This is a genomic window from Delftia sp. WY8, assembly GCF_018437695.1.
Lineage (GTDB): Bacteria > Pseudomonadota > Gammaproteobacteria > Burkholderiales > Burkholderiaceae_C > Comamonas > Comamonas tsuruhatensis.
The window spans coordinates 2769760-2786521 of record NZ_CP049795.1 but is presented as its reverse complement, the minus strand read 5'-3'; the positions used below and the strand labels follow the sequence as shown (position 1 = coordinate 2786521).

At 68.9% G+C, this 16762-nt stretch carries 14 protein-coding genes; 5 read left to right on the top strand and 9 right to left on the bottom strand.

The window, feature by feature from the left end:
• The first annotated feature begins 6 nt into the window (after positions 1 to 6).
• Positions 7 to 801: a HipA domain-containing protein gene (locus G4D77_RS30855; protein WP_227741048.1), complete on the top strand. Its 795-nt coding sequence runs from the start codon at positions 7 to 9 to the stop codon at positions 799 to 801.
• 75 nt (positions 802 to 876) lie between these two features.
• On the opposite strand, the gene G4D77_RS12855 is transcribed toward G4D77_RS30855, so the two are convergent.
• Positions 877 to 1725 (bottom strand): 3-hydroxybutyryl-CoA dehydrogenase, encoded by an 849-nt coding sequence (locus tag G4D77_RS12855; RefSeq protein ID WP_016446551.1) that lies wholly within the window; start codon positions 1723 to 1725, stop codon positions 877 to 879.
• A 157-nt stretch (positions 1726 to 1882) separates the two neighbouring features.
• Here G4D77_RS12855 and G4D77_RS12850 point away from each other — a divergent pair, with 157 nt between their 5' ends.
• A complete protein-coding gene (locus G4D77_RS12850) occupies positions 1883 to 3475 on the top strand; it encodes a GMC family oxidoreductase (RefSeq protein WP_154835863.1) in 1593 nt (530 codons plus the stop codon).
• 14 nt (positions 3476 to 3489) lie between these two features.
• Here the strand turns inward: G4D77_RS12850 and G4D77_RS12845 are convergent, their stop codons facing one another.
• The 8 genes from G4D77_RS12845 to G4D77_RS12810 form a co-directional block, all read right to left on the bottom strand.
• Positions 3490 to 4311: an ABC transporter permease gene (locus G4D77_RS12845; RefSeq protein WP_016446549.1), complete on the bottom strand. Its 822-nt coding sequence runs from the start codon at positions 4309 to 4311 to the stop codon at positions 3490 to 3492.
• Between the two features lie 6 nt (positions 4312 to 4317).
• Positions 4318 to 5259, bottom strand: coding sequence for an ATP-binding cassette domain-containing protein (locus G4D77_RS12840; RefSeq protein WP_034366837.1), 942 nt, complete (start codon positions 5257 to 5259; stop codon positions 4318 to 4320).
• A 24-nt stretch (positions 5260 to 5283) separates the two neighbouring features.
• The gene (locus G4D77_RS12835) at positions 5284 to 6567 is read right to left on the bottom strand and encodes a GGDEF domain-containing protein (protein ID WP_154835861.1); all 1284 of its coding nucleotides are present in this window, start codon (positions 6565 to 6567) and stop codon (positions 5284 to 5286) included.
• A gap of 53 nt (positions 6568 to 6620) precedes the next feature.
• On the bottom strand, positions 6621 to 8117 hold the full coding sequence (locus G4D77_RS12830; RefSeq protein ID WP_016446546.1) for an AMP nucleosidase: 1497 nt from the start codon (positions 8115 to 8117) through the stop codon (positions 6621 to 6623).
• A gap of 3 nt (positions 8118 to 8120) precedes the next feature.
• Positions 8121 to 10193 (bottom strand): putative bifunctional diguanylate cyclase/phosphodiesterase, encoded by a 2073-nt coding sequence (locus G4D77_RS12825; RefSeq protein ID WP_016446545.1) that lies wholly within the window; start codon positions 10191 to 10193, stop codon positions 8121 to 8123.
• Between the two features lie 210 nt (positions 10194 to 10403).
• Positions 10404 to 10907 (bottom strand): GlcG/HbpS family heme-binding protein, encoded by a 504-nt coding sequence (locus G4D77_RS12820; RefSeq protein WP_026062812.1) that lies wholly within the window; start codon positions 10905 to 10907, stop codon positions 10404 to 10406.
• A 157-nt stretch (positions 10908 to 11064) separates the two neighbouring features.
• Complete coding sequence (locus G4D77_RS12815; RefSeq protein WP_016446543.1) at positions 11065 to 11706, bottom strand: response regulator transcription factor; 642 nt, start codon at positions 11704 to 11706, stop codon at positions 11065 to 11067.
• The gene (locus G4D77_RS12810) at positions 11703 to 13241 is read right to left on the bottom strand and encodes a sensor histidine kinase (protein ID WP_213757966.1); all 1539 of its coding nucleotides are present in this window, start codon (positions 13239 to 13241) and stop codon (positions 11703 to 11705) included. Before G4D77_RS12810 ends, G4D77_RS12815 begins: the two co-directional genes overlap by 4 nt.
• A gap of 86 nt (positions 13242 to 13327) precedes the next feature.
• On the opposite strand from G4D77_RS12810, the gene G4D77_RS12805 reads away from it, so the two are divergent.
• The 3 genes from G4D77_RS12805 (at position 13328) to G4D77_RS12795 (ending at position 16703) form a co-directional block, all read left to right on the top strand.
• Positions 13328 to 14338, top strand: coding sequence for a cation diffusion facilitator family transporter (locus tag G4D77_RS12805; RefSeq protein WP_047326242.1), 1011 nt, complete (start codon positions 13328 to 13330; stop codon positions 14336 to 14338).
• Positions 14335 to 14805, top strand: a complete 471-nt coding sequence (dtd, locus tag G4D77_RS12800; RefSeq protein ID WP_012203138.1) for a D-aminoacyl-tRNA deacylase — start codon at positions 14335 to 14337, stop codon at positions 14803 to 14805. Before G4D77_RS12805 ends, dtd begins: the two co-directional genes overlap by 4 nt.
• Positions 14806 to 14927: 122 nt before the next feature.
• Positions 14928 to 16703: a dipeptidase gene (locus G4D77_RS12795; protein ID WP_154835857.1), complete on the top strand. Its 1776-nt coding sequence runs from the start codon at positions 14928 to 14930 to the stop codon at positions 16701 to 16703.
• The last annotated feature ends 59 nt before the right edge of the window (positions 16704 to 16762 follow it).

The window sequence follows — 16762 nt, the reverse complement described above, 5'->3', positions numbered from 1 at the left end:
AGCCATATCCTCAAGCCGGACTCCACGGCCGAAGGCTATCCGCACTCGACCGTCAACGAGGCCTTCACCATGAAGCTTGCCGGGCGCCTGGGGCTTGATGTGCCGCCGGTACACCTGCTGTACACGCCCGAGCCGGCCTATGTCATCAACCGCTTTGACCGCGTGTTTGATGAAGCGTCCCAAGAGTGGCTGCGACTGCATGTGGTGGATGCCTGCCAACTGCTCGACCTGGCCCGGACTTTCAAATATCAAGGAGCCAGCATCCAGACACTGGCGTCGTTGATGGACCGCTGCCGCGAAAAGGCGCAAGCCCGGATGGGCATCTATCAGTGGCTGCTGTTCAACACCCTGGTGGGCAACAGCGACAGTCATCTGAAGAATCTGTCGTTCCTGGTGGACCGGGGCGGCGTCAGGCTGGCGCCGTTCTACGATCTCCTGAGCACCGCCGTCTATCACACGCGGGCTTACGCCGATGAACATGCGGTATGGCCACAGGAGCGGCTGACGGTTCCGCTTGCGGGTGCGGCCTTCTTTGCCGACGTGACCTACGGAAAGCTGCTGGCCGCAGGTACGGCCTTGGGCCTGACCCAGAGCACAAGCGGACGTGTGCTCGACAGGATGCTTGGCATGCTGGCTCCGCAGGCCGATACGTTGATCGCAGAATTCGAGGCTGGCCAGCTCCACCAGCCTGCCGACTCTGCAATGGACCATTCCACAAGAAGTGCCCACCTGAGAATGCTCAGGTCGATACGTCACATCGTCATCGAGGACATGCTGGCGCTGGTGCGCAAAACCAAGTAGCGCGCGGCCACCAAAACAAAAGGCGAAGGCCAGCCTGAGCTGCCTTCGCCTTCGCTTGGCCTTGGGGGCGGTGTATCAGTAGCTGTACACGCCGCGGCCCGTCTTGCGGCCCAGGCGGCCGGCGGCCACCATTTCCTTGAGCAGGGGGCAGGGACGGTACTTGCTGTCGCCGAATTCCTTGAGGTAGACCTCCATCACGGCCAGGCACACGTCCAGGCCGATCATGTCGGCCAGGGCCAGCGGGCCGATGGGCTGGTTGCAGCCCAGCTTCATGCCGGCGTCGATATCCTCGGCCGATGCCAGGCCTTCGGCGAGCACGAAGAAGGCCTCGTTGATCATGGGCACCAGGATGCGGTTGACCACGAAGCCGGGGGCGTTCTTCACGGTGATGGGGCTCTTGCCCAGGCGCTCGGACAGTTCCTTGACCGTGGCGTGCGTCTCGTCGCTGGTCTGCAGGCCGACGATGATCTCCACCAGCGCCATCATGGGCACGGGGTTGAAGAAGTGCATGCCGATGAACTTGTCGGCACGGCCCGTCACGGCGGCCAGCTGGGTGATGGAGATGGACGAGGTGTTGGTGGCGACGATGACGTCGGCATCCAGCAGGGCGTCCAGCTGCTTGAGGATCTTGACCTTGAGCTCGTAGTTCTCGGTGGCGGCCTCGATGACCAGTTGCGCGCCCTTGAGCGCCGCGTAGTCGGTCGATGTCTTGATGCGGGCCAGGGCGGCGGCCTTGTCGGCCTCGGTCAGCTTTTCCTTCTTGATCAGGCGGTCCAGGCTGCCCGAGACGGTGGCCACGCCCTTCTGGACGGCGGCATCGGAGATGTCCACCATGACCACGTCGATGCCCGATACCGCGCAGGCCTGCGCGATGCCGTTGCCCATGGTGCCTGCGCCGATGATGCCTACGGTTTGAATTGCCATGACTGTCAGTCTCCTCAAACGAACAAAGTGAATGCGAACGTGAATGCGATCCAGCGATCGTAGCGGGATTCGGAGCATCCACCGGGTTTGCCCCGGCTTGCGGCGCCGCGCAGGCGACTGCAACAGTGGATGGCTACACCGCAGGGGAGGGGGAGGCATGCTGGACTACATCGTGATCGGAGGCGGCTCGGCGGGCTCGGTGCTGGCCGGGCGGCTCAGCGAGGATGCCGAGACGCAGGTGGCGCTGCTGGAGGCCGGGCCCCCCGACTCCAGCGTGCTCATCCACTGTCCGGCAGGCATGGCCGCCATGGCCAAGGGCGGGCGCCACAGCTGGGGCCTGTCCACCGTGCCCCAGCCGGGCCTGGGCGGGCGGCGTGGCCACCAGCCGCGCGGCAAGGTGCTGGGCGGCTCCAGCGCGGTCAACGCCATGGTCTATGTGCGCGGCCAGCCGGCCGACTACGACCACTGGGCCGCCCAGGGCAACCCGGGCTGGAGCTGGAGCGAGGTGCTGCCCTATTTCCTGCGCGCCGAACACAACGAACGCGGCGCCGACGCCTGGCACGGCACGGGCGGGCCGCTGAACGTGGCCGAGCTGCGCGATCCCAACCCGCTGTCCCGGGCCTTCGTGCAGGCGGGCGTGCAGGCCGGCCATGCGCACAACGCGGATTTCAACGGCCAGGCGCAGGAGGGCGTGGGCCTGTACCAGGTCACCCAGCGCAACGGCGAGCGCCACCACGTCGCCAAGGCCTATCTGGCGCCGCACCGTGCCAGGCCCAATCTGCGCGTGGAAACGGGTGCCCAGGTGCTGCGCATTCTGTTCGAGGGCCGGCGCGCCGTGGGCGTGGAGTACCTGCAGGGCGGTACGGTGCAGCAACTGCACTGCCGGCGCGAGGTGCTGCTCAGCGGCGGCGCGCTGCTGTCGCCGCAACTGCTGATGCTGTCTGGCGTGGGGCCGGGCGATCACCTGCGTTCGCTGGGCATCGATGTGGTCCACCACCTGCCCGGCGTGGGCGCCCATCTGCATGACCACCCGGATGTGGTGCTGGTGGTCGATGGCGCGCAGCTGACCGACAGCTTCGGCCTGTCCCTGGGGGGCGCACGCAGATTGCTGGCCGCCGTGGGCCAATGGCGCAGCCAGCGGCGCGGCATGCTGACCACCAACTTTGCCGAGGCGGGCGGCTTCATCCGCAGCAGCCCTGGCGAGGCTGCGCCCGACCTGCAGCTGCACTTCGTGGTGGCCAAGCTGGTGGACCATGGGCGCAAGACGGTCTGGGGCCACGGCTATTCCCTGCATGTCTGCGTGCTGCAGCCGGCCAGCCGGGGCAGCCTGCGCCTGGCCAGTGCCGACCCGCTGGCCCTGCCGCTGGTGGATCCGGCCTTTTTCTCCGACGCGCAGGACCTGCGGCGCATGGTGAACGGCGTGCGCTGCGCCCGCGAGATCCTGGCCCAGCCGGCGCTGGCGGCCCTGGGCGGGCGCGAGATGCCGGCCTCGGCCGGCGCGCAGGACGATGCGGGCATCGAGGCCTTCATCCGCAGCCATGCCGACACCATCTACCACCCCGTGGGCAGCTGCCGCATGGGGCCGGGGCCCATGGACGTGGTCGATGCGCAGCTGCGCGTCTACGGCATCAAGGGCCTGCGCGTGGTCGATGCCTCGGTCATGCCGCGCATCGTCAGCGGCAACACCAATGCGCCCACGGTGATGATCGCGGAGAAGGCGGTGGACATGATCCGCGCCGCAGCGCGCTGAAGAACGGCCGGATCTCAGGCCCTGAAGCGCCTGCGCGTCATCGCCAGCGCAAACCAGTAGGCCGCCACCGTGGTGGCGGCCAGCACCAGGCCGTGGCGCAGCGGGTGGGCCGGCCACTCGTCCATGAACAGCGGGCGCACCAGCTCCACGGCATTGGTCAGCGGCAGCCAGTCCGAGGCCAGGCGCACGGCCTCGGGCAGCTGCTCGCGCGGGAAGAACACGCCGGACAGGAACATCATGGGCGTGAGCACCAGGGTGAAGTAGTAGGTGAAGAAGTCATAGCCCTTGGCCAGGGCGTTGAAGATCAGCGCGATGCTGGAGAACATGATGCCCACGCACAGCAGCACGGGCCAGGCCACCAGCAGCCTGGGCGAGTGGCTGATGCCCAGCGCCAGCATCACGCCCAGGATGGCGGTGACCGTGAACAGCGCCTTGAAGGCGGCCCAGAGCATCTCGGCCAGCAGCACGCTGTCCAGGCTGATGGGCGCATTCATGATGCCGTCCCAGGTCTTTTGCACATGCATGCGCGAGAAGGCCGAGTACAGCGCCTCGAAGCTGGCGGCATTCATGGCGCTCATGCAGATGGAGCCGCTGGCCAGGAACAGGATGTAGGGCACCTGCCGGCCCGTGGTGCCCACGGTGACCTCGCCCACCAAGGCGCCCATGCCGTAGCCGAAGGCCACCAGCCACATCAGCGGCTCGGCGATGTTGCCGATCAGGCTGGGCAGGGCCAGCTTGCGCCACACCAGCAGGTTGCGCAGGAACACCGGCCACCAGCGCAGCGACAGGTCGGGCGGGCGCCAGATGCTGGGGGTGTCCGATGCGGGTTCGGTCATGGTGGTTCAGCCGTCGGTTCTGATCTGTCGGCCGGTGAGCTTGAGGAACAGGTCCTCCAGGTTGGCCGGGCGGTGCAGGGTGCGCAGGTGGCTGTGCGCGGCCAGCGCCTGCAGCAGCGGGCGCGCGTCGTGCGTATAGAAGAAGACGGTGTCGCCACTGACCTCGGTGCGCCCGGCCAGGGGGCGCAGTGCCGCGTCATGCGCCAGGCCCAGGGCGCCGTTGCCGTAGGCCTCGACCACTTCGGGCTCCAGGTGCTCGGCGATGAGTTCGCGCGGGCGGCCTTCGGCGATCTTGCGGCCATGGTCCAGCACCAGCAGCCGGGAGCACAGGCGCTCGGCCTCGTCCATGAAATGCGTGGTCAGCAAGATGGCCTTGCCCTGCTGCAGCAGCCACTGCAGACGCTCCCAGATCAGGTGGCGTGCCTGCGGGTCCAGGCCCGTGGTGGGTTCGTCCAGCAGCAGCAGGCGCGGGTCGTTGACCAGGGCGCGCGCCAGGGACAGGCGCCGTTTCATGCCGCCGGACAACTCGCCCGGCCTGGCCGCGGCCTTGTGCGACAGCGCCGCGAAGTCCAGCAGCTGCGGTATGCGGTCACGCATCTGCGCCGTACCCAGTCCGAAGTAGCGCGCGTAGACGCCCAGGTTTTCCGCGCAGCTGAAGTCGGGGTCCAGCGTGTCGTTCTGCGAGACCACGCCCAGCCGCGCCTTGATGGCCAGTGCATCGGCAGGCATGTGCAGCGGCGGCGAGCCGTCTTCGGGGTGGTAGAGAACATGGCCCGCATCGGGTGCCGTCAGGCCCAGGCAGATGCGCAGCGTGGTGGTCTTGCCCGCGCCATTGGGGCCGATCACGCCCAGGCATTCGCCGGGAGCGATGGAAAAGGACAGGTCATCGACCACCGTGGTGTCGCCGTAGCGCTTGCGCAGGTTCAGGGCGTCGAAGAGCGCGGGCATGGAGCGTTTTCCTGGGGTCCGGGGCTAGCGCGCAGGCTTGGCGGCCAGTGCGGGCCTGGCCGGCGCATCCGGCGTCTCCGACGTCTCCGATACAGCAGGCGCATCGGCGCAGGCCTGCTGCTGCGGTGGGCTCAGCCGCACCTGCGTCCAGCAGTCACGCCCGCGGCGCTTGGCAGCGTAGAGGGCGGCATCGGCGGCGGGCAGCAGCATTTCCAGGCGCAGGCCGTCCCAGACCTGGGGCGCGTGGGCGCAGCCGGCACTGAAGCGGATTTCGAAGCCCAGCGTCTGCGTCGAGGCCTGCAGCAGCGCGGACTGCAGCCGGGTGCACAGGGTATCCACACCGTCGTCCGTGGTGTAGAGCAGCAGGCAGAACTCCTCGCCGCCCCAGCGCGCAGCGATTTCGTCACTGCGCAATTGCTGCTGCAGCAGGCGGGCGAAGAGGCACAGCGTACGGTCGCCCATGGCATGGCCGTATTCGTCGTTGACATGCTTGAAGTGGTCCAGGTCCAGCATCACCAGGGCCAGGGCCTGCCGGTGGCGCTGGGCATGCGCCAGCATGGCGGGGGCGCGCTCCAGCAGGGCGCGGCGGTTGGGCAGGCCGGTGAGCATGTCCTGCAAGGCCATGTCGCGCAGCTGCTGGTTGGTCTCGTCGCGCCAGGCCACCAGCACGGCCACCATCAGCAGCGTGCTGCTCAGCGTGACCAGCAGGGCGAATATCTGGTTGGCGCCGCTGTCGGCCGTGAAGCTGGGCAGGAAGGGCGTGGCCAGGGCCAGGTAGCTGCGCACCAGAAGTACCAGCCCCATGAAGACGGCCACGCCGCACATCAGATAGCGCCAGCTGCGTGCCACGGGGCGGCGTGGCTCCAGGCACAGGCCGGCCAGCGCCAGCAGGCTCAGTCCGTGGGCGGCGCTGAACCAGCCGGTGCGCAAGGACAAGTGGGGCAGCAGCAGGGTGAAGCCCAGCGGCCCCAGAAAGCACAGCGCGATCAGGCCGCGTTCCAGCCAGGGCGGCCGGGGCCCCAGCCATTCGCGCAAGGCGCGCGCCATCTGCCACTGTGCCGATGCCGCGCAGGCTGCTGCGCCCAGCGACAGCAGTTCGCGCGAGAGCAGGCCTTGCGGCAGGCGGCTGGCGATGAGGATGAAGATCCAGGCACCGGCCTGGATCAGGAAGAAATGCTGGGCATGGCGCGCGGCACCGCTGACGCGCCGCCCCATGGCCAGCGGCAGGGCGGCCGACATGGCCATCATGTTGAGGGCCACGACCGAGGTCATGGAGAAAAAATCCAGGGTGGGCAGCGTGGATGGCATGTGCGTCCCTGGATGGCGGTGCGAAGCGGGGTCCTTGGAAGAAGGTGGCCGCGCTACTGGAACGCCACCTCCGCGAAGCTGCGCAGCTTGCGGCTGTGCAGGCGCTGGGTGCCGCCCTCGCGCAGGATGTCGATGGCGCGCATGCCGATGCGCAGATGCTGGTCCACGCGCTCGCGGTAGAAGTGGTTGGCCATGCCGGGCAGCTTGATCTCGCCGTGCAGCGGCTTGTCGGACACGCACAGCAGCGTTCCATAGGGCACGCGGAAGCGGAAGCCGTTGGCCGCGATGGTGGCGCTTTCCATGTCCAGCGCCACGGCGCGGCTCTGGCTGAAGCGCAACTGGGGCAGGTTGTTGGGCAGCAGCTCCCAGTTGCGGTTGTCGGTGCTGGCCACGGTGCCGGTACGCATGATGCGCTTGAGGTCGGGCCCGTCCATCTGCGTGACGTCGGCCACGGCCTGCTGCAGGGCCAGCTGGATCTCGGCCAGCGCGGGAATGGGCACCCACAGCGGCAGCTCCTCGTCCAGCACATGGTCCTCGCGCACATAGGCGTGGGCCAGCACGTAGTCGCCCAGCTGCTGGCTGTTGCGCAGGCCCGCGCAGTGGCCCAGCATCATCCAGGCGTGCGGGCGCAGCACGGCAATGTGGTCGGTGATGGTCTTGGCATTGGCCGGCCCCACGCCGATGTTGACCATGGTGATGCCGCTGTGGTCGGCGCGCACCAGGTGGTAGGCCGGCATCTGCGGCAGGCGCGGCGGCGGCGTGCCCAGCTCGTCATTGGGCTGGGCCGGCAGGCCGGTGCGGCGCGTGACCACGTTGCCGGGCTCGATGAAGGCCACGTACTCGCTGTCCTCCCGGGCCATCTCGGCGTGGCCCAGGCGGATGAACTCGTCGATGTAGAACTGGTAGTTGGTGAACAGCACGAAGTTCTGGAACCACTCCGGCTGGGTGCCCGTGTAGTGGCGCAGCCGGTGCAGCGAATAGTCCACGCGCGGGGCCGTGAACAGCGACAGCGGCAGGGCCTCGCCCGGCTGGGGGCGCCAGGTGCCGTTGGCGATGCCGTCGTCCATGGCCTCGAGGTCGGGCAGGTCGAACACATCGCGCATCAGCTGCCGGCGCTCGCGCGACAGCGTGCCTTCGATGTGGTCGTTCTCGGCAAACGAGAAGTGGATGGGGATGGGCTTGTCGCTCAGGCCCACTTCCAGCGGCACGCCGTGGCTCTTGATCAGCAGGCGGAACTGCTCGGCGTAGTAGCGCGAGAACAGGTCGGGCCGCGTGAGCGTGGCCTCGTGCGTGCCCGGCCCCTCGACAAAGCCGTAGGCCAGCTGCGTGTCCGCGCGTGACACGGTGGCCGTATGCATGCGCACGAAGGGGTAGTAGGCGTGGACGGGGGCGGCCGGGGTTTCACCGGAGACGAAGCGCTGCATGTTCGTGCGCAGGTGCTCTATCTGCTCCCGGTAGATCTGCTGTACATGCTCCAGGGCCCGCTGGGGGTCGGTGTGCAAGGTGGCTGCGGCCCGTGAGGCCTGCGAGGGGTTGTGAAGCGAAACCATGGGCTATTGTCGTTGGACTGGATGACTGTTGTGCAACTGCCAGGCGCGCGCTCTGTCGGCCGGCATGGGCGGCGCCACAAGGTACCCCTGCATCATGCCGCAGCCCAGGTCGCGCAAAAGCTCCAATTGGGCAGGTGTTTCCACGCCTTCAGCGACGATGTCCAGATGCAGGCTGTGGCCCATCTGCACGATGGCGGTGACGATGGCCGTGTCGTCCTCGCTATCGGGCACGTCGGCGATGAAGGACCGGTCTATCTTGAGCTGGTTGATGGGGTGGCGGCGCAGATAGGCCAGCGAGGAATAGCCGGTGCCGAAGTCGTCGATGGCCAGGCCCACGCCCAGGGCCTGCAGCGCCTGCAAGGTGTCCTGCACCTGGCCGCTGGTGTGCATCAGCGTGGACTCTGTCAGCTCGATGTGCAGCCAGCGCGCTTCCAGGCCGGTTTCCTCCAGCACCAGGGCCACCTCGCGCGCCATGTTGCGCTGGCGAAATTCCAGCGCGGAGACATTCACGGACAGGGGTACGGGCCGCAGCCCCTCGTCCTGCCACTGGCGAGCCTGGCGGCAGGCCTCGCGCAGCACCCAGTGGTCTATGGCCGAGATCAGGCCGCGCGCCTCGGCAAAGCCGATGAACTCGCCGGGCAGCACCAGGCCGCGCTGCGGGTGGCGCCAGCGTACCAGGGCCTCGAAGCCCGCCAGCCGGCCATCGGCCGTGAAGGTCTGGGGCTGGTAGTGCAGCTCGAACTCGCCGCGCTCCAGCGCGCCGCGCAGTTGCTGCTCCTGCATCAGCATCTGGGTGGCCTGGCCGCCGTGGGCGGGTGCGTAGAACTGCAGGTTGCGCCGGCCGCTGTCCTTGGCCGTGTGCGTGGCGCTTTCGGCGCGATTGAGCAGTTCCTCGGCGCTTTTTCCGTCGCCCGGGTACATGGCGATGCCCATGCATGGCGAGACCACCAGCGGCGTGCCGTCGATGGTGCAGGGTGCCTCGATGATGCGTTGCAGGTGCCTGGCCTGGGTCTCGGTCTCCTGCGGATCGGGATCATCGGTGAGCACGACCACGAATTCGTCGCCGCCCACGCGCGCCACCAGATCATGGGCGCGCACGCTGCCGCGCAGGCGCTGGGCGACCTCGCACAGCAGCAGGTCGCCGGCCTGGTGGCCCAGCGAGTCGTTGATGGTCTTGAAATGGTCCAGGTCGATGAGGAGCACGGCCAGCGTGCGCTGCTTGACCGAGGCCAGCGACAGCGCCTGGCGCAGCATCTGGATCAGGCGCACCCGGTTGGGCAGCTGAGTCAGCTGGTCGTGCTGGGCCAGGAAGTCCATGCGCTCCTGGGCCAGCTGGCGCAGCGTGATGTCGCGCACCAGCACGATGCGGTAGGGCCTGCCCCCGGCCGGCATGGTCTTGGCCTCGATCTCCACGGGAATGCGGTGGCCGTCCTTGTGCTGGAGGGCGCCATCGAAACGGTCCTCGCGGCCGCTGCGCATGTACTGCAGCGCGTAGAGGCGGAATTCCGGGCAGATGTAGTCGAGGATGGGGCGGCCGATCAGCTCGTCCAGCGTGTAGCCGGCCAGGCGGGACAGGGCCTCGTTGCCGTCGATGATGAGGCCGTCGCGGTGCATGACGATGGCCTCGGTCGTGACCTCGGTGAACTTGCGCATGCGCTCTTCGCTGTCACGCACCTTCTGCGCCACATGGTGGTGGTGGCTCACGTCGGTGATCTGCACCACGGCGCCCTGCAGCCGGCCCTGCTCGAAGTGCGGCATCAGCAGCGACTCGATATGGCGCGGCGGGCCGTCCGGCTGGGGCACTTCGCGCTCGTAGCGCACATGCTCGCCGCGCAGGCCGCGCTCCACCTGCGGCGCGATGAGCTGCCACACGGCCTCGCCCACGATCTCGCGCACGGTCTTGCCCACGGCCTCGGCGGGCGTCAAGCCGAAATTGCGTGCGTAGTTGATGTTGGCGAAGCGGCAGCGCAGCGTGCGCGCATCGAAATAGGCCAGCATGGCCGGAGCCGTGTCTGCTATCAGCCGCAACAGCGCATCATCGGGCCCCGTGTCTTGCGCATCGATGTTCTCTGGCATGCGTCCCCCTCGCTGGGGATTTATAGCGGAATCGCAGAGATTTTGATAGCGCTCTTGTGCGAGGGTGAGCGGCCGCTGACGCGTGGGGGCGCGTGCGGCTGTCGGGCATCAGGGGCCGCCGTGGCGGCCTGTCTTTTTTTTGCAGCGCCGCATCAAGGGCAGGCGCGGCCGGGCGCGGTGCGGCGCAGTGTGGTAGCCCTTGCGGGCGCCTTACTTGAGCAGTTCCTGCACCTGGCCCAGCGCGGCCTGGGCGCATTTGTCGTCCAGGTGGCCGCCAGGCGCGCCGCCGATGCCCACGGCGCCGATCACCTCGTTGCCCACCTTCACCGGCAGGCCACCGCCCAGCAGCAGGTAGCCGGGAATATTCACCAGGTTGGCGGCGCCGGGGTTCTTCTGCGCGCCCTCCATGATGGCCAGCGTGCTGTTCTTGGCCGATGCGGCCGTGTAGGCCTTCAGGCGGCTGGCCTCCAGCGTGTGGGGGCCCGCGTTGTCGGCACGCTGCACGGCGCGCACGGTGCCGGCGCGGTCCACCACGGTGGCGGTGACGGCATGGCCGTCGGCGGCGCAGGCGGCCACGCTGCGTGCGGCGATCTGGTTGGCCAGCTCCAGCGACATGTTCTTTTCCGTGCGCACGGCATCGGCCTGGGCGGCGGTGGCGATCAGGCCCAGGGTCAGGGCGGCGAGGGTGGCGAGCTTGGTGGTGCGGCGTTGCATGGTCTTCTCCTTGGGGGTCAGGACGGCCCGGGACACAAGCCCGGACGGCATGCATGCACTGTAGAAAATGCCGTCGCCGCGCACCATTCGGACGGTTACGCGCGCCGCTGCGTAGAAATACGGAGAAGCCAGGCGCGCTGGGCGCGGCGGTGGAGCTTCAGGCGCCTGCCGCCGGATCGGCCAGGCTGGCGTAGCGGCGTATGAGCTGCGCCAGGCTGGGCGCATCCAGCTTGGCGAACAGGTTGGCGCGGTGCGTCTCCACCGTGCGGGGCGACAGCTCCAGGCTGCGGCCTATCTCCTTGTTGGTCAGCCCCTGCACGATCAGCCCCAGCACCTCGCGTTCGCGCGCGGAAAGCTGCGCAAAGCGCTGCTGGGCATCGCGGTCGGCCTGCTGGCGTTCGCGCGACTGCACATGCTGGCGCACGGCGCTTTGCAGCGCATCGATCAGCACCTCGTCGTCCACGGGCTTTTCCAGGAACTCGGCCGCGCCGGCCTTGAAGGCGCGCCGGCACATGTCCACCGTGCCATGTCCGGTGAGCATGATCACGGGCTGGTCCACACCCTGCTCCATCAGCCGGCCCAGCAGGGCCAGCCCGCCGATGCCGGGCATGCGCACGTCCAGCACGATGGCGCCTATGCCCTGGCGGTCCAGCCCGTCGAGAAAGGCCAGCGGATCGGCCCAGCACTGCACGCGCAGGCCCACGGTGCCGATCAGCAGGGCCAGGCTGTCGCGCACGGCCTCGTCGTCATCGACCAGATGGATCAGCGGGGACAGGTCTTGGGCGGGCGCGGCAGTCATGGGGTCAGTGGTTCCTTAGGGGCGTTGGGTGCGGCAGGTGCCGGGCCATGGGCCGCAGGCAGCAGCAGCTCGAAGCGCGCTCCGCCTTGCGGCGGGGTGGCGGCGGATGCGGCCAGCTCCAGGCTGCCGCCCATGGATTCGGCCAGGCTCTGGCTGAGCGTCAGGCCCAGTCCCAGGCCCTGGGCGCGGCCCGTGGCAAACGGGGTGAACAGGCGCTGGCGCATCTCGGGCGCCACGCCGGGGCCGCTGTCGTGCACGGCCACCATCAGGCGGCTGTCGCGGCGTGCCAGCTCCACCCGCAGATGGCGGGCTGCGGGCGGCTGCTCGTCCATGGCCTGCAGTGCATTGACCAGCAGGTTGTGCAGTATCTGCTGCACCGCCACGGGGTCGGCCTGGGCGGCGGGCAGATCGGCGGCCTGCACCATGACCTGAACCTGGCGGCGCCGCAGCTCGGGCTCCAGCAGATACAGCGCCTCGGCAACGGCCTGGCCCAGATCCAGCGGCTCGGCCTGGGGCGCCAGCCCCGGCCGCTCCACCAGGCGGCGCAGCCTGCCCACCACGGCCGATGCGCGCTTGGCCTGCTCGGCAGCCTGCCCCATGGCCTGGCGTGCGGCGTCCATCTCGGGCGGGTCCTCGGCCAGCAGGCGGCGCGCGGCCTGGCTGTTGGACAGCACGGCCGTCAGCGGCTGGTTCAGCTCATGCGCCATGCCGGCCGCCAGTTCGCCCAGCGTATTGAGCCGCGCCACCTGGCCCAGCTGCAGCAATTGCTCGGCGCGGCGGCGGGCCACGCGCTGGCGCAGCAGGGTGCGCAGCGCGCCCACCGCCAGCGCGCAGCCCAGGGCCCAGCCCAGCATGGCCGTCCAGGGCAGCACCGTGGCGTCCAGCGGCTGGCGCAGGTGCAGCACCAGAGGCTGGCTGGGCGAGGCCAGGGTCTTGCTCACCTCCCACGACCATGTGTTCCAGCCGTGCGCGGCGGCTCGGCCCGGCTGGATCACGAATTCCTGCCCGCCCAGGGCCAGCCATGCGCGCACCGGGCTGGTGGCGGGCGGCAGCGGCCACTCGTCGGCGGGAATCGTGGCGCGCAGGTCCAGCAGCAGCGCGTAGCTGGCCGGCAGCCCGGCCTGCACCAGGTACAGCCGGCCCCGGACCAGGTCGGCCAGGGCCAGTTCGGCCTGGCCGCTGGCCTGGGAGCGGCGCTCGGCCTCGGCCATGCCGGGCGGCCAGGTCTCGGGCCAGGGCTGGCCTGCGGTGGCCGCGCGGCGCGCCACATCCAGCACCTGGGGATACAGGCGCGGCAACTGCTTCCATGAGGCCTGGCCGGATGCGGGTTGGCGCGGCTGCAGCAGGGCCAGCGTGCCCAGAACGGCGTCGTGCTGCACCATGCGCTGGCTCAGCAGCCGGTGGGCGATGCGGGCATCGGTGTCGAAGACCTCGCGCAGCGACTGCAGGCGCCCATGCGCCAGCCAGGCCGCGCCACAGCCTGCGGCCAGGGCCCAGGCCAGCACCCACCCCGCTGCTCGCTGCCATCCATTCATGGCGCGGATTCTGTCATGCGGCTCGCGCACGCGGTGGGCACGCGGTGGTCTAATCCGAAGCACCCCCCCACGTACCGCAGCGCAGCATGGCCGAACCCACTCCCTCTACTGCCAACGCTACCGCCCCCGCTTCCGCGGCCGGCTGGATGGCGCCGCACAGCCTGCTGCGCATCTCGGTGGCCGTGGCCCTGCTGACCATCGTGCTCAAGACCCTGGCCTGGTGGCTCACGGGTTCGGTGGGCCTGCTGTCGGATGCGCTCGAATCCTTCGTCAACCTGGCCGGCGCCGTGTTCGCGCTGACCATGGTCACCATCGCCAAGCGGCCGGCGGACACCGACCATCCCTATGGGCACCACAAGGCCGAGTACTTCTCTGCGGGCTTCGAGGGCATCCTGGTCATCGGCGCCAGCCTGGCCATCGCCTGGGCGGCGCTGGCGCGGCTGTGGAACCCGCAGCCGCTGGAGCAATTGGGCTGGGGCCTGGCGCTGTCCGTGGTCAGCTCCGCCCTCAACGGGCTGCTGGCCGTGGCCATGCTGCGCTCGGCGCGCCAGCACCGCTCCATGGCGCTGGAGGGCGATGCCCGCCATCTGCTCACCGATGTCTGGACCTCGGCCGGCGTCGTCATCGGCCTGATGGGCGCAGCGTTCACAGGCTGGCTTTGGCTGGACGCGGCCGTGGCCATAGGGGTTGCGATCAACATCTGCGTGCAGGGCGCGCAACTGGTCTGGCAGTCGTCCCAGGGCCTGATGGACCAGGCGCTGGACGCGCCCGAGCGCCTGCGCATCGACACCGTGCTGGACCGCCACGCGCACCGCGAGCATGGCGTGGTCTTCGACAACATCTCCAGCCGGCGTGCCGGCGAGCGCAGCTTTGCCGACCTGCACATGCATGTGCCCGGCGACTGGAGCGTGGCCCGCGCCGCCCGGCTGCGCACCGAGATCGAGGCCGAACTGCTGCAGGCCGTGCCCGGCCTGTATGCGCGCATCGAGCTGCTGCCCCTGGGCATGCAGACCGCCATGGAAGCCGCCATCGAGGCGGCAGGCCAGGCGGACACTCCTTCCCCATCCACCGACAAGAACCCGAACCCCGAACAATGATCAGCATCCTGCAGCGCGTGAAACAGGCCCGCGTGGAAATCGACGGCCAGGTCGCCGGCAGCATAGGCCCCGGCCTGCTGGCCCTGGTCTGCGCAGAGCGCGGCGACACCGAGGCCGAGGCCGACAAGCTGCTGGCAAAGATGCTCAAGCTGCGCATCTTTGCCGACGACGCGGGCAAGATGAACCGCAGCGTGCAGGACCTGGACGGGCAGGGCGCCTGCGGCGGCCTGCTCATCGTCAGCCAGTTCACGCTGGCGGCCGACACCGGCGGCGGCAACCGCCCCAGCTTCACGCGCGCCGCGCCACCGGCCGAGGGCGAGCGCCTGTACGACTACATCGTGCAGCGGGCGCGCGCCCTGCACCCGGAAGTCGCCACGGGCCGCTTCGGGGCCGACATGCAGGTGCACCTGCTCAACGACGGGCCCGTGACCATTCCGCTGTCGATAGCTCCGGCCACCGCGGCATAGCGCGCCGCAGACCTGCTGTTCTGGGGCGGATTCTGGCGCGATCTGCGAGCGCGGCCTGGTCGGAACATGCCTGCAAAGACCGTATTCTTGCGGCCTCAGCATTCATCGACAGACCGACGACCATGAAGAACCATCCGTTCAAAGCCTCCACCCTGGCCCTTGCCATGAGCATGGCCCTGGCGTGGAGCGGCGCGGCCGGCGCCGACACCCTCAAGAAGCCCGCGCTGGACGCGCTGGCCCAGGCGCAGCCGGCACCTACCGACTTCGCCAGCTTCCTGAAGCAGGCCGCGGCCGCGCAGCCTGCCATCGCCCAGGCCGTGCAGCGCCATGCCGCAGGCGCCGCGCTCACGGGGGATGAACTCAACCACATCGCCCGCCTGCTGGGCCTGTACACGCGGCTGACGCAGGAGCAGGCGGTGCTGGCCAGCATCGAGCGCATGGTGGCCCTGCCCACGGTGCGCGATGCCAAGGTGCCGCCGCACGAAAGCCCGGCCATCCTGGCTTTCGGCGAACTGGTGCAGCAGATGGCCAGGGATTTCGGCCTGCAGTACCGCAACGTGGACAACCGAATCTTCGAGGTCACCCTGCCTGCGAACACCGCGAGCGCCTCGAACTCGGGCACCGATGAATTCGGCATCCTCACCCATGCCGACGTCGTCCCCGTCGTCCCCGCCGAATGGGTGCTGGACGGCCAGGCCATCGACCCCTTCAAGGTCACGCGCGTGGGCGACAAGCTGTACGGGCGCGGCACCATCGACGACAAGGGCTCCATCGCCACCGTGCTATTCGCCATGAAGGCCGTCAAGGACAGCGGCCTGCCCCTGTCGCGCGCCATACGCCTCATGATCGAGACCACCGAGGAAACCGGCGGCGACGCCATGAAGTACTACCAGGGCAAGACCACGCTGCCTGCCTACAACATCGTGCTGGACAGCAAGTACCCGGCCGTCGTCGCGGAAAAAGGCTCGGGCGCGCTCAAGGCCGTGTTCGACGACGTGAAGACCGACCCCGCCCGCCCGGCCATCACCGCCATGGCCGGCGCCGCCTCGGCCAACGCCATTGCCCAGACCGCCACCGCCACCATCACGGCCAGCGACGAAGCCGCCATTGCCGCCATCGCCGCGCGCCTGCAGGCGGCCAAGGGTGACTTCACCACCAGTTATGCCGGGCAGGGCGGACCGTTCACCATCGACATACAGCACAGCGGCGCGACGGCCACCGTCAAGGTCACGGGCACCTCGGCCCACGGCTCGCGCCCTGAGGAAGGCGTCAACCCCGTGCCGCGCCTGACGCTGTTCCTGCAGCAGGTGCTCATGCCCACCGATGGCGTGGCCCTGGTCCAGCCCAATGCCTACAGCAACGCCCTGCGCTACATCAACGGCGCCTTCGGCCTCGACTACTTCGGCAAGCAGCTGGGCGTTGCCTATGCAGACGACTTCATGGGCCCGCTGACCCTGTCGCCCAACCTCATCAAGGCGGCCGACGGCAAGCTCGAAGTCACCACCAACGTGCGCATGCCGCGCGGCAAGACGCCCGAGCAGCTGCGCACCGAAGTCGAGCAGCGCATCACCCGCTGGAGCGAGGCCGCCAAGGTTCCCCTCACCCTGCAGTACACCCAGGGCAACTGGATGGCGCGCGACCCCAAGGGCGCCTGGCTGTCCACCCTGCTCAACATCTTCGGCGACACCACGGGCCTGGACGCCAAGCCCGTGCCCACGGCCGGCAGCACCACGGCCAAGCTCATGCCCAACGCCATCAACTTCGGCCCCGCCATGCCCGGCAAGAAGTACACGGCGCACAACGCGCTCGAATACAAGGAACTGCCCGACCTGCGCGCCGACATGCAGATGTTCACGGAAATGCTGGTGCGGATTGGGAATCTGAAGCAGATGCAGTGATCATTCACTGGGATGTAAAGAAAGGCGCCTTGTGGAAGCAAGGCGCCTTTTTATTCCTG

Coding starts and splice junctions, on each gene's coding strand:
- G4D77_RS12825 (WP_016446545.1), bottom strand. CDS start 10,193: ATGCCAGAGAACATCGATGCGCAAGACACGGGGCCCGATGATGCGCTG.
- dtd (WP_012203138.1), top strand. CDS start 14,335: ATGATCAGCATCCTGCAGCGCGTGAAACAGGCCCGCGTGGAAATCGAC.
- G4D77_RS12795 (WP_154835857.1), top strand. CDS start 14,928: ATGAAGAACCATCCGTTCAAAGCCTCCACCCTGGCCCTTGCCATGAGC.
- G4D77_RS12815 (WP_016446543.1), bottom strand. CDS start 11,706: ATGACTGCCGCGCCCGCCCAAGACCTGTCCCCGCTGATCCATCTGGTC.
- G4D77_RS12835 (WP_154835861.1), bottom strand. CDS start 6,567: ATGCCATCCACGCTGCCCACCCTGGATTTTTTCTCCATGACCTCGGTC.
- G4D77_RS12820 (WP_026062812.1), bottom strand. CDS start 10,907: ATGCAACGCCGCACCACCAAGCTCGCCACCCTCGCCGCCCTGACCCTG.
- G4D77_RS12850 (WP_154835863.1), top strand. CDS start 1,883: ATGCTGGACTACATCGTGATCGGAGGCGGCTCGGCGGGCTCGGTGCTG.
- G4D77_RS12805 (WP_047326242.1), top strand. CDS start 13,328: ATGGCCGAACCCACTCCCTCTACTGCCAACGCTACCGCCCCCGCTTCC.
- G4D77_RS12840 (WP_034366837.1), bottom strand. CDS start 5,259: ATGCCCGCGCTCTTCGACGCCCTGAACCTGCGCAAGCGCTACGGCGAC.
- G4D77_RS12830 (WP_016446546.1), bottom strand. CDS start 8,117: ATGGTTTCGCTTCACAACCCCTCGCAGGCCTCACGGGCCGCAGCCACC.
- G4D77_RS12810 (WP_213757966.1), bottom strand. CDS start 13,241: ATGAATGGATGGCAGCGAGCAGCGGGGTGGGTGCTGGCCTGGGCCCTG.
- G4D77_RS12845 (WP_016446549.1), bottom strand. CDS start 4,311: ATGACCGAACCCGCATCGGACACCCCCAGCATCTGGCGCCCGCCCGAC.
- G4D77_RS12855 (WP_016446551.1), bottom strand. CDS start 1,725: ATGGCAATTCAAACCGTAGGCATCATCGGCGCAGGCACCATGGGCAAC.